The organism is Microbacterium sp., assembly GCF_052099035.1.
GTDB lineage: Bacteria > Actinomycetota > Actinomycetes > Actinomycetales > Microbacteriaceae > Microbacterium.
Window position 1 is genome coordinate 12,145 of sequence record NZ_JBQDSX010000026.1, and the last position, 14,533, is coordinate 26,677.

Sequence of the window (14,533 nt, forward strand, 5' to 3'; positions counted from 1 at the left end):
GGCTCGCTGATCGCGGCGATTCACTGCCCGCGCTGGTTGAGGGGAGAATCCTCCAGGAAACTCACGAGCTGATCCGCGATCCACGTCATGTTTGCCGGACCCGCGTACCCGGCGGCTCCGTAGAAATCGATCGGAAGATATATGAGCGTGCCGTTCTTCGACGCCGGGAGGCTCACAACTCTCGGGTCCGACTTGAACGTGTTCGTCGTTTCCTCATCGAATGCCACGAGCATCAGGACATCAGCTTGGAGCTGGTCGACGTTCTCCATGGACAAGCGCGGGTACTCATCCGTTGGATGGTTGTCCGCAGGGACCAGACCCAGGTCGGTGAGGAACGTCCACGGACTCAAGACGACCTCCCCACCTATGAGCGTTCCGACGTTGTACGTCTTTCCCTGAAGTCCCTGAAGCTGCTCTTGCGCGGCAGCGTACGTCTGCTCGACCGCGGCGATCTGCTCCTTCGCCTCCTCAGACTTCCCTGTGAGCAGGCCGATCTCGGTCGTCGTCGCCTTCCAATCGGTTCCGGCGGCTCGATCCGGAACATACACCGTTGCGAATTCTGAGAGCCTCTCGTAGATGCTCTCGTCGATACTGTTTCCCCAGGCGATCACCAAGTCGGGGGCGTACGCGGCGATCGCTTCGAGGTTGTCAGAAGACGCGTCGAGGTCCCAAAGATCAATGCTGACCTTGTCGGCCATCCATGGAATCAGTGAGATGTCCGGGTCTGCGCCCCTCGCGGTAAATCCGTCGGAGGAGAATGCGACGGGCGTTTCTCCGAGGCTTGTGAGGTCGTCCACGAAGTCCACGCTGAGTGCAATGATGCGCTCGGGCTTCTCATCCAGCGTGATGTCGCCGTACGCCGTCTCTACGGTGACCGGAAACGCGCTGGTAGAGGCGCCGTTTGATGAATCGTCAGCGTCGCCGCCAGGCGCGTTACTGGCGCAGCCGGTGAGGGCGAGGGCCGCACCGAGGATGGTGGCGACGAGCGCTCTGGTCCTTCTGCGGGTTGGGGGCATGGTCATGCTGTGTCCTCTAGCTTTCTTCTCTGGTTCGGGTGGGGTGGTCAATGGGCATCGGTGGGGACCAGCTCGTGGACGGTGGTGCCCCAGCCGACGGTGTGCGTCGTGGTGCGGGCGAGTCCGGCTCGGGTGATGACGGCGTCGAGTTCGGCTTCGGTACGGAGGCCGGAGCCGTGGACGGTGAGGCCGATCAGGTCTGCTTCGCCGTCGTGCTCGTCCAGGTCATCGAGGTCATAGGTTTGCTCGACGAGCAACACCCGGCCACTTGGGGCAAGGTTTTCGGCCGTCCGGCGCAGCGCATGGGACGCGTCAGCGTCGGGCAGGACCCTGAACGCGCGGCCGATGAAAACGGCATCCGCGGCGGGGGTGGGTTCGAACACGGATTGTTCGACCACCTGCACCCGTGCCCGCTGGGTTTCATCGGGAATGGTGTCTGGCAGGTCGCGGCGCAGCCAATCGGCCTGGGCGGGGAGCGCGCAGATCGTGATCCTCAGGTCGGGGTGAACGGCCAGGAACTCCCGTGCCTGCGCTCCGGCGCCGCCGGAGTGGATCACCAGATGTTCGACGCCTGTGAGGATGTCGGATTTGGCGATGGGTTCTGCCAGGGATGCCTGGAACCTCGCTAGCCGCTCCAGGTAGCGGTCTTCATAGTCCTGCTCCGCACGCACCTCGGCGAAGGTCTGTCCCGTGACCGTGGCGTAGGAGGCGTTGCCGGTGCGGATCGACTCGGTGAGGCCCAAGATGCCGAGGAGTTCGCGTCCGCCGACCCCGGCCGGGTGCAGGTGCTCGATCATGAACTCGAGCGTCAGCCCCTCGCCAACCGGGGTCAGAGCATAGTGGTCCGGTTGGGTCTCGGTCAGCACGTTCAGGGCGTGGAGGTATCGCAGGAGCTTGCCCAGCGCTCGCTCATTGGCACCCGCTTTGGCGGCCAGCTCGCTCACGCTGGCTACGCCGCGGGAGATCGCCTCGGGGATGCCGAGTTCGACGGCGGTGCGGATCGCGATCGGCGGGATAAGTTCGGTGAGGTCGTGAAGCTTCTCGAAGGCTGCCGTGTTCTTCTCCGGGTCGGGCACCGCATCGTCGTCTTGGAGGGCGATGACCTTGTCACGACGCCAGTAGCCGGTGAACTCGATGTCCGCCTTCGGCACGTCGCGCTCCTCGACCAGATGGCGGCGGATATCACGAACGGCGGCGTGCTCGCCGGCGACCCAGGCGAACGGGCGACCATCCCACCAGTTGGCAGCGCGTACCGCGTCCAGAAGGTGGGTGGTCGTGCCAGCCTCCGCGCCGTCACGCACCAGCCAAGTCACCTCGACACCCGGCAACGGCCGCAGTTCCAGCCGGTGAGCATCTTCGGCGACCTCGACAAATACCCGCGCCCGCGCATCATCAGGCAACTCCTCCAGCAGCCGAGCAATCGCCGGGATCGCGGTGTCGTCCCCGGCGACCAGCAGCCAGTCCGCATCGTCCGGGAGCGCACGCGAGGCGGAGGGACCGTAGAAGTGGATGCGGTCACCCGGTTGGGCGCGGTACGCCCAGGTCGTGCCGACACCGATGCCGTGCTTGACGAAATCGACGTCCAGTTCACGCGTCTCGGGGTCCCAACGGCTGACCGTGTAGACCTTCGACAACGGCCGGGGGTCTCTCGGCAGGTCTACCCCCTTCTCCTTCTGCACCGGCAACACCGGCTCTGCCTGTCCGGGATAGCGGAACACCAACCGGATGTCGTCATCGAAACCGTCGCTGCGAAACTCCGGCTGCGCGAACCCGTTGGCCGAGGAGAACGCAGCAAGCTGCTCGCCGGACAGAGTGACCCGCCGCATCCCCGGTGTCAGGTCCGTCACCCGAACGACCGCGACCTCCCGCAGGGTCAACGGGTGCACTGTAAGCGGGCGGGAGGTCTTGGGCATGGCGAAAGAGGTTCCGTTCGACGGCGATGACGGTGAGAGGGCAGCGCACTCGCGTCAGAACGCGCAGCACCGCATTACTCAGATTAGCCTTGCCTAACCTTGCTTTGTTATCCTGGTCGGACGACTTCTTTTACTCGATGGGAGGTATGTGCGTGGGGTCTGCACTTGAGTCGCGCTCGGGACACACGGAACACGACATCCCTGCGGGGCGGATAGACCCGCATGCTCACCATCATGCGGAGCTGCTCTGGGTCCGCACCGGGATGATCGAGATAACTATTGACGGCACCGCGCTTCGACTGGCGGCGGGGCAGGCGATCTGGGTGCCCGCGGGAATCGTTCACGCGTTGCAACTGGAGCCGGACACGGTCACCGTCGCCGTCTGGTCGCACTCGGTTGCGAAACCGCCCTCCCTGTCGGAGGTGCGGGTGGTGGACATCCCCGACGGCTGGGGGGATTGGCTGATCCACAAGCACAGCCACGGTGCGCTCGCCGCCGATGGCCCGCTGCTGGAACTCGCCTCGGGTCTCTCCCGCCACGCTGACTCACAGGTCCGCACTCCCCGACTGCCGATGCCGCGCTCCCCTGAGGCGCGTGCCGTCGCGCGGGCGCTGCTGCGCACGCCGGGGTCACCGCTCAGCGCGGACGACTTCGCCGACCGTGAGAGCGTGAGCGCGAAGACCTTGCGGCGGCAGTTCGCGAACGAAACCGGGATCGTGTTCTCAGAGTGGCGCACCCGCGCGCGGGTGACCGCCGCCGCCGCGCATCTGGCAGAGGGGCGCGGAGTCGCGTGGGCCAGAAGGCACGTCGGCTACGCCACTCCCGCCGGCTTCACCCGCGCGTTCCACCGCCACGTCGGCATCGCCCCACGCGAGTACGCACACCGCCTCCGGATGAAGGCGGCACCGACCGATGAGCTCGCCAGGAACGTGGCGGCCCTGGTCGCAGACGAGCAGGCGAGCCCTCCTCCGATCCCCGCTTACAGCGGGCCGATGCGGGTCAATGACTGCCATGTGCTTCTGTGGGTCTACCGAGGTGAGGCGAGCATCCGCATCGCCACCCGCGACCAGAAGCTACGACGCGGCGAGGCGATCTGGGTTCCTGCCGGGGTGTCACACCGCGTGGACCTCGCCGCCGGCTCCATCCTGCGACCCCTCGGCAACCGCTACGGCAGAATCCGCATCGGCGTCGACGACTTGCGCGTGTTCTCGTTCCCGCCCGAGGCGGAGAACTACCTGCTGCACACTACGTTCGCCGAATATGGCCTGCTAAGCCCCGACAACCCGCTCACGCTCACGGACGAGCTGTTTCACGAGCAGTTCATCCGAGACGACACCGGCGAGACGACGCTGACCGGCGCCGCGGGCGCCCTGGCGACCGCGCTTCGCCGCGATCCCGCCGATTCCCGATCCCTCGCCGATTGGGCGAAGGCTCTCGGTGTGACACCGGCGGCGCTCGGGAGAGAGCTCACCAGCCAGACAGGCACGAGCTTCCCGCACTGGCGGGCGCAGCTCAGAATGAACATCGCCCGAGAACTGCTCCACCAGGGCGAACGGCCTGGTGTCATCGCCCGCAGGCTCGGCTACGCGAGCCCCGCCGCGTTCACCAAAGTGTTCACCTCCGCCCACGGCATCCCGCCCCGCGAATACCAACGGCAGGCGACCGGACAGACCACGGCATCCGAGCGGTCCAACGGCCCCGGTGGCGGAGCCTGACACGCACGCCTCCGATCCGGCTCCGGCTACTGGTTGGTCGGCTGGACGAGCTGGCGGACCTCGGCGGCGATCAGTGCAGGCTCGGTGATCGGGACATAGTGCCCGGAACGCTCGGCAATAACGTGTCGGCCCTGCGGGGACTGCGCGGCACGCTCGGAATGAGAGGCGATCGCGGCGGTGCGGACGCGGCGCGGCATCCCGTCGCCGGCCTTGGCGAGCCCGCCGGAGACGATGGTGACCGGGATGTCGCCCAGGGCTGGCGGCATCTCCCGCCACGCGTGGAGCTCATCGAGGAAGGTTCGCCCCTGCCGGGCCTGGGTGGCGAACACCGAGGGCTGGAATGCCTCGCGGCGCAGGTCATCGGCGACGTCGGCGGGCATCGCATCGAGCATGAACCGGAACCCGCGTTGCAGCAGGCCGAGCCGCGCCGACAACGCCATGAGCCGTGTTGCGGGCAGCTCTGCGGCGCGGAACAGATGGGAGAACAGCACGTCGGCGGCCTCGTCGCTCGGGTCGACCAGCACAAGTCCGGCCACCCGCTCGGGGCGGCGGGAGGCGGCGAGGCGCACGATGGGTCCGCCGGCGCTGTGCCCGACGAGGACGAACGGGCCGGGCTCGACGTGGTCGAGGAGGTCGTTCAGGTCGTCGGCCATCCGGTCCAGGGTGCGCCCGGCCGGGTCGGGGCCTGAGAGGCCGAGGCCGGAGCGGTCGTAGACGATCGCGCGGGCGAACTCGGCGACGCGCGTCTGCACGAGCGCCCAGGTGGAACGGGTCGCCGCAGCCCCGGCCTCGAACACCACGGCCGGCGCCCCGGCACGGTCCCCGGCGGCGGGAAGCACCATCGCGTACAGGCTCCGCCCATCGCGGGTCGGCACCCGCACCGGGGCGCCCTGCGTGTGCCCGGCCTCCCGTGCGTGCTCGGTGCTCATCGTGCTCGTCTCGTCCTGCCCGGCAGTGCACCGGGGTCGTCTGGATCGACGTTACGCCTGCCCGGCCACGCGCAGCATCGCGCGAAGGGCGTGCGCGGCTTGTCTGGGGACGACGCCGTTGCCGAGGGCCGTGAGCTGCTGGGCGTCGGTGAGCTCGTGGCGAGGGTCGGTGACCCAGCCGGGATCGAGGCCCATGAGCCATTCCACGAACGGCGGGGCCGGCCGTGGCCCGGTGGCGTCGTTCAGGAGAGCAGGCGCCGGGGCGGGTCGTCCGGTGAGATGTTCCCAGCGAGTGATGGCAGGGGCGTAGCGTCCCCAGCGTCGAACAGTTCCCCGATCAGCGTCCACAGGCTCTCCGGCTCCTCGGGTCGCGGGTATCCGTTCGGGCCGTGGAGGGCGAGGTCGATGATCTGGTGCGACAGGGCGATCGTGCCGCGTCGTGCCTTCACCCTCTGCAAGCTCTCCCCACCCCTGGCGGCGTCGGAGGCGAGTGGGGTGCGGAACAGTGCGGTGGGCGAGGATGAATACCCGGAACCGGGGATGTGGTGCGCCGATGTGGGAAGCGGGTAGACCGATCCATTGCGCGTCATAGCGGAGGTCCACCAAGTCGCCGAGTACGGCGCCGGCCGCCCGGAGAGGTCGAGCTGGCTGGTCTCCCAGATGCCACGGGTCGGGTTCCACCTCGCCAGGGGTTGCACCGGCACCGGCACCGGTTGCGGGTCCGGTTGCGCCTTCGGGGTTGCGTTGCTCATCGTCGTCTCCTTCCGGGGCCGGGCGGATCGCGGGTGCCGAGAGCAGCCCGCGGACGTTCTCGATCACCACCCACTCGGGTTGCAGATGCTCGATGGCCGTCGCCATGTGCGCCCACAGGCCCGAACGCGTGCCGGGCGCGAGGCCGGCCATCTTCCCGACCGTCGACACGTCCTGGCACGGGAAGCCACCGCACAGGATGTCCACCGGCGGGAGGGTGCTCCAGTCGATGGTGGTGATGTCGCCCAGGTTCGGGGCATCGGGCCAGTGGTGGGCGAAGACGCGGGCGACGGGCTCATTGATTTCGGAGAACCACACGGTGTCAGCGTCGAAGACGTCCTCGACGGCGAGGTCGAGGCCGCCGTAGCCGGAGAACAGCGAGCCGACCCGCAGACGGCGATCGTTGTTCGCGTCGTTCGGCTCGCGCATGAGAACTCCGGCAAATCGGTGCTCCCCGGCCGTCGTCTCTGCGACTCCTGACCGGGCTGGTCACCTGCCAGGTGCTCGCGTCGCCTCCCGTGGCCTCTCGCGACCGTCCCGAGTCGACCGATCCGTCACCGCTCGGAGCCCTCGTCTCCACCGCTCCTCAGAAGCACCACGCGTCTTGCAGGTCCTCGGGCCGCCCTTCCGGCGGCGGTCGTTCACCTCCTCGTTGAGCGATGGGAGGTGAGCGGGTGACGGTCTCGATGCGCGTCATGTCGGCAGGCGATGGCTACAAGTACCTGCTCCGCACCGTCGCGGCAGGCGACGGCGACCGCTCTCTGTCCACGCCGTTGACGAGGTACTACGCCGAGGAGGGCAGCCCGCCGGGTCGCTGGCTCGGCGCGGGCGTCGCAGCGCTCGGCGGGGTGATTGTGGAAGGCGATCAGGTCGCCGAGTCCCAGCTCCAGCTTCTTGTCGGGATGGGCCGGAACCCCGTCACCGGCGACCCGCTCGGACTGGCGTATCCCGCGTACAAGAGCGTGGCGGAGCGCATTGAGGAGCGCACCGCGGCCCTCGATCCCGACCTTGGGCCGGCCTCGCGTGCCGAGGCAGTGGCGCAGATCGAAGCCGAGGAAGCGGCGCGCGGGACGCGGCGCGCGGTCGCCGGGTACGACTTCACGTTCTCGATCCCGAAGTCCGCCTCGGTGCTGTGGGCGGTTGCGGATGCGGGCACGCAGGCGTTGATCGCGGACGCGCACCATGCCGCGGTTGCGGAGGTGGTTGCGTTCATGGAACGGGAGGTTGCAGCCACCCGCACCGGCGCAACCGCCCGCGACGGAGCCGTTGCGCAGGTCGACGTGCGGGGTCTGGTCGCCACCGCGTTCGATCACTACGACTCCCGCGCGGGCGACCCCCATCTGCACACGCACGTCGTCATCAGCAACAAGGTGCAGACCGTCCTGGACGGCAAGTGGCGCTCTCTCGACGGCCGGCCCATGCACGCCGCGACCGTCGCCCTATCGGAGTTGCACGAGGCCGTGTTCGCCGACCATCTCACGAGGTTGTTCGGCGTCGCATGGGAGTCCCGCGAGATGGGTCGGGACCGTAATCCGGCGTGGGCGGTGTCGGCGGTGCCGGAGGAGCTGGTGGTCGAGTTCTCCTCCCGATCCCGGCACATCGACGCGGAGAAGAACCGGCTCATCGCCGAGTACGTCGACAGGCACGGACGTCAGCCCTCGACCGCGACGATCATCAAGCTCCGCGCCCAGGCCACCCTCACCACCCGCCCCGAGAAGCAGGTCCGCTCGCTGGCCGATCTGACTACCGAGTGGCGGGCGCGTGCCGGCCGCATCCTCGGCGCGGACGCGACCGCGTGGGCGCGGACGGTCGCGGCGAACGAGGCACCGCTGCTGCTGCGCGCCGACGACATCCCCCTGGACGTGATCGCATCCCTCGGCCAGTCGGTCGTGGAGGTGGTGGGTGAGAAGCGCTCCACCTGGCGGCGGTGGAACCTCACCGCCGAGGCGGCCCGGCAGACGATGGGCTACCGGTTCGCCTCCACCGTGGATAGGGAAGCGGTTGTCGGCCTGGTCGTGGATGCCGCCGAGGCCGCGTCGCTGCGGCTCACGCCGCCGGAGCTCGCGACGAGCCCGGTGGCGTTCCGCCGCCCGGAGGGCACGAGCGTGTTCCGGCCGAAGCACTCGACGGTGTTCTCCTCCGAAGCTCTGCTGGCCGCCGAAGACCGTCTCCTCGAGCGCGCCGGCATGAGGACCGGCCCGACCGTGCCGCTGGCGACGGTGGAACGGATCGCCGCCAGACCAGACCGGGAAGGGCGAGTGCTCGGCGACGACCAAGCCGCCGCGTTGGTGTCGGTCGCCGCGTCCGGCCGCATCGTCGATGTCCTGGTCGGCCCAGCCGGAGCGGGGAAGACCACGGCGATGTCCGCGTTGCGGCGGGCATGGGAGCACGAGCACGGACCCGGCAGCGTGGTCGGGCTGGCGCCGTCTGCGGTCGCCGCGCAGGTCCTCGCCGACGACCTCGGGATCGCGACGGAGAACACCGCGAAGTGGTGGGAGGTCCATCAACGCACCGGCCAGTCGTTCCGCACGGGTCAGCTCGTGATCGTGGACGAAGCCTCCCTCGCCGGCACGCTCTCCCTGGACCGGATCACCGCGCTGGCGGTCGAGGCGGGGGCGAAGGTGCTGCTCGTTGGCGACTACGCGCAGCTCCAGTCCGTCGAGGCCGGCGGCGCGTTCTCGCTGCTGGCCCACGACCGGGACGATGCTCCCGAGCTGGTCGACATCCACAGGTTCACCAACCCGTGGGAGAAGACCGCCTCCCTCGGCCTGCGGCACGGCCACACCGAGGTCATCGACACCTACGTGGAGCATGGCCGGGTGACTGGCGGGGAGACGGAGGCGATGATCGACGCCGCGTACGCGGCCTGGCGCGCCGACCGGCTCGCGGGGAGGGCGAGTGTGCTGGTCAGCGACTCGAACGAATCCGTCCTCGCGCTCAACCAACGCGCCCGCACCGACCTGATCCTGGACGGCACCATAGGGGGCACCCGCGAGGTCGAGCTGCACGACGGCACCCGCGCCGCGACCGGGGATACCGTCATCACCCGCCGCAACGACCGCCGCCTGCGTGCCGGCCGGTCCTGGGTCCGCAACGGCGACAGGTGGACCGTGACCGACATCCGCGACGACGGGTCGGTCACTCTCCGCCGCGCCGGGCGCAGATGGGGCGGGTCGGTCGTGCTCCCCGCCGCGTACGCGGCCGAGCACCTCGACCTCGGCTATGCGGTGACCTCCTACCGGGCGCAGGGCATCACCGTGGACACCTCGCACGTCCTGGTCGACCCATCTGTGACGCGGGAGAACCTGTACGTCGCGCTCACTCGCGGCCGGGACGCGAACTTCGCCTACGTCGCCATCGACAAGCCAGACGACTCCCACGCCGGGCCGCATCCCGGCGACAACACCGACGCCACCGCCCGGTCGGTGCTGTTCGGGGTGCTCCAGCACGTCGGCGCCGAGCTCTCCGCCCACGAGACCATCACTGCCGAGCAGGATGCTTGGGTGAATATCGGCCAGCTCGCTGCGGAGTACGAGACGATCGCCGCCGCCGCGCAACGCGACAGGTGGGCGAACCTCGTGCGCGCATCCGGGCTCACCGACGACGACGCGGACGCCGCGATCAGCTCCCCAGCGTTCGGCGCCTTGACTGCCGAGCTTCGCCGCGCCGAGGCCAACCACCACGACATCGAGGCCCTGCTGCCACGGCTTGTCCGGGCACGGGGCTTCTCCGATGCCGACGACATCGCCGGCGTCCTCCACTACCGCGTGACTCGCGCCACCGCCCGCCCTGCCGGGTCCGGCCGCGCCCGCAAGACGCCCCGGCTGATCGCCGGGCTCATCCCCGAAGCCACCGGCACCATGAGCCCCGACCTCCGGCAGGCGCTCACCGAACGACGCAACCTCATCGAGACCCGCGCCGACGCCCTCCTCGACACCGCGCTCACCGAGAACCAGGGGTGGACGAAAGCGCTCGGCACCCCGCCGAAGAAGGACGCCAAGACCGCCGCGACCTGGCGCCGCCTGGCCCGCACGGTCGCCGCGTACCGCGACCGCTACGGCATCGCGGATCTGACGCCGCTCGGGGCGCCGGCCGAGAACGATGTACAGAAGATTGACCAGGAACGTGCCGCCGCTGCAATCCGGGCCATCACACAAGCAAAGCGGGCCCCGACGCGTGAGCGTCGGCCCGCGAACCAAGTAACTCGCGGGCTCGGGTTCTGAGGCAGAACACGGCGACCTGCCATCCTTGTTGGAGACGGGAGGACGAGGGATGACTCAAGCAGAGCTGGCGGCCGACGTGGCGCGTCGCCTGGGAGTTGTCGCGCATCCCGCCGTCACGCAGATCGCCGAAGCAGTCGCACTGTTCGCCCCGCTGGGGTGGGCGATGTGCGATCGCTGGCACCAAGCCGGAACCGTCCGCGTCCTACGCCTTGCCGCGAAGGGCGCTGAGCCCACGACTATTGATGAGGCGATCACGGAGGTCTGGAACTCCGACAACCAGGTGCTTCTCCGACACGCTGCGGCACCGATACGCCGATGGTCAAACTCCCACTACCCCTTCAAGCAGGTGCTCTGGGATCGCGTCACGCTGATCGAGAAAGCGATCGAGCATCATCTCGCGGGAGCCTACGAAGCGTCCATCCCGATCATCCTGGCGCAGATCGACGGGATGAGCCGCGACCTTACCGGGCAGTCCTTCTTCTCCAAGGCCAACGCGGACCCCTACCTCGATGACGCGACGCTCGCCGGGATGGAGGAGAACCTGCCCGTCGTCCGCCGCGTGTTCTCCGAGAACGTCGATGAGTCCGGGACCTTCGGGCTCGTCTCGCGCCACGGTGTCCTGCACGGTCGAGACCTTGGCTACGCGACGCGAGAGAACTCAACCAAGACGATCGTGCTCGTCGCAGCCCTGGCCGAGTATTTCCCACGGGTCGCTGACGACGCAGGTGCCAGGTTGCGTCGTCTCCACGAAGAAGCCGTCGCCGGCTCGCGGGAACTCGATGGGTCAGGTCGGCTGGTCGATGACCGGCACATCCCCAACCTGCTGAACTTCGCCTACGACTTCGACACGGAGTACCTCAACGCCGTGCTACTCCGCCCCGGCCCGTTCGACGCTCACGCGACACTCGCGCAGGTCGCCAGCAAGCACATTCTCGACCCCGACGCCTTCACTGTCGGGCAAGATCAGGTCGGATGCTGGTGGCACTACACCGTCCCCGCAAGACAGACACTCGGCTACGCGGCCCGGCCGACAACCAACACCGAACGACGCCACCCCGACGTATGGCGATGGGACGCCCCCGATGCGCCCAGCGGATCGCCGTGGACGAACGCAGAGGGGTGGCGCTCAGACGATGACTTCCCGCGATCACCAAACTGGGAGCGCGACCCCGTCATCTGACGAGGTGAGGGACGGCAATGCAGGAACGGATCGACAGCGGCGATGGCGCGGGGAGCGAGAAGCACAATGAGTGACAATCCGGTTGGTCGCGCCGAGGACATCATCGCGGGGTTCGACGCGATACTGCCTGAGCAAGAGCGCGTGCTGGAACGGGCTGCTCAGAACGTCAAGCTCGGCCTCGAACGGGACTCCGAGATTTACCGTGGATTCACGCAGCTCGAGTTCTTCATCCTCACCGTCGACTTCGACATGCGTGTCATGCTCCGTGCGTTACTCGCGGACCCGCAGAACCGGCTCACCGCCGAGAAGTTCCTTGCCCTGACACTCGAAGAGGCGGAAGAGTCGGCCGGGCGAATGGTCAATGCCGTATCCAGGGCGATGCGGACTCTCCGCAACGACACCGGCGCTCATCTGTTCGATGTCGCGAGGTTCGATGAAGCAGTGGGCGCGTTCAAGCAGGCGATGTCCGAGATGAGGGACGACAAAGAGTTCAACAAGACCCTGCGTCTCATTCGGAACACCGTCTCCGGCCACATTGTCGGCGACGAGGTCGGCGTTCAGAACAGCGCGATCTGGGTCCTCACCCGGCACGGCGTCCCTCGCGACATCGACGGTGTGCTGCGGAGCCAGATCGTCTACTACGCCATCGCGACCCTCAACGCGCTCAGCGAGTTCGCACACGGACTGCAACGTGCCCTGCGCACCTGACGACATGGGATCGCCCATCGGAACTTCCGTCAGCGACCGACCAGTGCGGTACCCTATCCGGTGTCGCCAGGGCGGCGTACAGTAGGGAACGAGGCAGATTCCTCCTTGAACTGGCGCCCCTCGCGCGCAGGCCCTCGGGCCACTCTCTAACGCACTGTCTCGTCATCTGACCGTGCGAAGAGAGAAGCCCACATCATGTTCCGATTGCTCTGGGAAGACAGCACCCGCGTCCGCGACATCCTCCGCTACGCGTCGAGCAACCTCGTGCTCTAGGCGATCCGCACCTGCCGTCGCGGCCTCAAATGGGGGCGTCCCCGCTATGCTCCTCGCCATCCCGTACTGGCCCGTCGCCCAGCACTTCGTCGCTCTGATTGAGGGCGGTGGGGACGACCAAGAAAAGCCTCCCGCTGCCGATGAGGAGCTTTCGTGGGGGTGTCGTCCCCTCATGAGTACCCCACCACGACATGACTAGCGTTGGTCTCTTGTCGTGCGCCGAGACTGGCTGATCCACACGTCCACGTCCACTCAGGAGCAGAGGATGACCTTCCCCTGGTCTCCCGTCGGCTCGAAGTACGCCGGACCCTTGCCCGACTTGCGCAGCTCACCGAGATTCACGACTGTGAGGCCGAGCACGGAGACCGCCACGTCCGCTGGCGACATACATTCGTGCTGCCGAACCCCTAGATACTCACCCATCACGCGGCAACCTCGACGACCGCCGACGCTTCTGTGTGAACTCCGAAGGTTTCACAGTGCACCAGCGTGCCCAGATCACGCGCAGCACTCTCCACGCGTTCGGCTGGTGCAGCGTGTCGACATTGCGACGCAGGTCAGGTTTCGACGCTGACGCCCTCCGGCGCTCCGGGAGAACGGCGGAAGCGCGGGTGGGCCAGGACGAAGACCGCGACGACGGCCATGATCGCGGTACCGACGATGATCGGCAGCGGTGCCCAGAGCCCGTAGAGGGCGGTGCCCGCGGTGGGCGCGATGACGAAGGTGAGTCCGGTGGTCGCGCCGATGAGCCCGGCCAGGCCGCCTTGCTCCTCGCGGCTGACGAGAAGGGTGGGGCCGGCAGTGTAGCCGGGCATCGCGATGCCCAGACCCAGACCGATCAGCAGGATCGCGACGAACAGCAGGACGGGACCGGCGTCGAAGACGAGCACCAGGAAGCCCGCGAACGCGATCACCCCGCCCACGCGCAGCAGCGTAGGCGGCGTCCAGCCGCTGCGGGGCACGATGACGGCTTGGGCGAGGATCATGCCGACGCCGGCGGCCAGGAGCGCGGCGCCGGTCACGAGGCCGGTGGTCGCTGAATCCAGTCCGAGGCGGTCTTGGACGATGAATCCGGTGATGACCTGGATGAAGCCGAGCGCGGTGAACATGCCGAACCCGGCGAGCAGGAACGGCCATACCCGCGAGTCGAACGGGCTGACCCTGGCCGGGGTCTGGATGAGTTCATGGCGGGGCTCGCGCCGCAGCCGGAAGACGATCAGGGCGAGGCCGGCGAGCAGCAGCACCGGCACGGCGATCAGCGGCGTGATGAGGCCGAAGGCCGAGAGGAGCCCGCCGATGACGGACCCGCCGATCATGGCGATGCCCTGCACCGCGCCGACGCCGGCCATCCCCTTCACTCGGGCCTTCTCATCGGTCGTGACGTCGGCGATGTACGCCTGCGCGTTCGGCGGCACGGCGGCGATCGCGGTGCCGAAGCCGATCCCGCGCAGGGCGACGAACAGCAGGAACAGGCTCACGCCGGTGATCGCGCCGCTCATGCCGAGCCAGGCCAGCAGCGCGAACAGAATCATCGCGACCGTCGCGAGCACGAACGCGGCCACCAGGACCGGCTTGCGCCCCAAGGACTGGGAACGGCGCCCCCAGAACTGGCTGGTGAGCACGACCATGACCGCCGCCGTGCTGATGGTCACCCCGATCTGCCATTCGGCCAAGCCGACCTCGCGCGACAACGGCGCGATGATCGGGTTGAGCGTCATCTGCCCGAGGTAGATGAGCAGAACCGCGGCGAGCAGCAGCGGGATCTGCGGGCGAGGCGCAGTCGTCTCAGACGCGGGGGTCGGGGTGGGGGCGGTCATGCTGCCTTC

Annotated in this window: 10 protein-coding genes; 4 read left to right on the top strand and 6 right to left on the bottom strand. The window is 68.2% G+C overall.

Going from position 1 to position 14,533, the window contains the following annotated elements:
• Positions 1-20 precede the first annotated feature (20 nt).
• Positions 21-1,067, bottom strand: coding sequence for an ABC transporter substrate-binding protein (locus tag ACTIAO_RS09800; protein ID WP_441906105.1), 1,047 nt, complete (start codon positions 1,065-1,067; stop codon positions 21-23).
• Complete coding sequence (locus ACTIAO_RS09805; protein WP_441906106.1) at positions 1,064-2,929, bottom strand: SIP domain-containing protein; 1,866 nt, start codon at positions 2,927-2,929, stop codon at positions 1,064-1,066. Before ACTIAO_RS09805 ends, ACTIAO_RS09800 begins: the two co-directional genes overlap by 4 nt.
• Positions 2,930-3,081: 152 nt before the next feature.
• On the opposite strand from ACTIAO_RS09805, the gene ACTIAO_RS09810 reads away from it, so the two are divergent.
• Entirely contained in the window at positions 3,082-4,644 is a 1,563-nt protein-coding gene (locus ACTIAO_RS09810; RefSeq protein ID WP_441906107.1) for a helix-turn-helix domain-containing protein, read from the top strand.
• Between the two features lie 26 nt (positions 4,645-4,670).
• Here ACTIAO_RS09810 and ACTIAO_RS09815 read toward each other — a convergent pair whose 3' ends face one another.
• Complete coding sequence (locus ACTIAO_RS09815) at positions 4,671-5,573, bottom strand: alpha/beta fold hydrolase (protein ID WP_441906108.1); 903 nt, start codon at positions 5,571-5,573, stop codon at positions 4,671-4,673.
• A gap of 51 nt (positions 5,574-5,624) precedes the next feature.
• Positions 5,625-6,752 (bottom strand): DNA cytosine methyltransferase, encoded by a 1,128-nt coding sequence (locus ACTIAO_RS09820; RefSeq protein ID WP_441906109.1) that lies wholly within the window; start codon positions 6,750-6,752, stop codon positions 5,625-5,627.
• A gap of 257 nt (positions 6,753-7,009) precedes the next feature.
• Between ACTIAO_RS09820 and mobF the strand changes: the two genes are divergently transcribed.
• The 3 genes from mobF (at position 7,010) to ACTIAO_RS09835 (ending at position 12,434) form a co-directional block, all read left to right on the top strand.
• Positions 7,010-10,546, top strand: a complete 3,537-nt coding sequence (gene mobF / locus ACTIAO_RS09825; RefSeq protein ID WP_441906128.1) for a MobF family relaxase — start codon at positions 7,010-7,012, stop codon at positions 10,544-10,546.
• A 49-nt stretch (positions 10,547-10,595) separates the two neighbouring features.
• Complete coding sequence (locus tag ACTIAO_RS09830; protein ID WP_441906110.1) at positions 10,596-11,726, top strand: hypothetical protein; 1,131 nt, start codon at positions 10,596-10,598, stop codon at positions 11,724-11,726.
• Positions 11,727-11,792: 66 nt separating this feature from the next.
• Entirely contained in the window at positions 11,793-12,434 is a 642-nt protein-coding gene (locus ACTIAO_RS09835) for a hypothetical protein (protein ID WP_441906111.1), read from the top strand.
• Positions 12,435-12,959: 525 nt separating this feature from the next.
• Here ACTIAO_RS09835 and ACTIAO_RS09840 read toward each other — a convergent pair.
• Both ACTIAO_RS09840 and ACTIAO_RS09845 read right to left on the bottom strand, forming a co-directional pair.
• Positions 12,960-13,094 carry a hypothetical protein gene (locus ACTIAO_RS09840; RefSeq protein WP_441906112.1) on the bottom strand — a complete coding sequence of 45 codons (135 nt, stop codon included), beginning with the start codon at positions 13,092-13,094 and terminating at the stop codon, positions 12,960-12,962.
• Positions 13,095-13,264: 170 nt separating this feature from the next.
• On the bottom strand, positions 13,265-14,524 hold the full coding sequence (locus ACTIAO_RS09845; RefSeq protein WP_441906113.1) for an MFS transporter: 1,260 nt from the start codon (positions 14,522-14,524) through the stop codon (positions 13,265-13,267).
• Between the last annotated feature and the right edge of the window lie 9 nt (positions 14,525-14,533).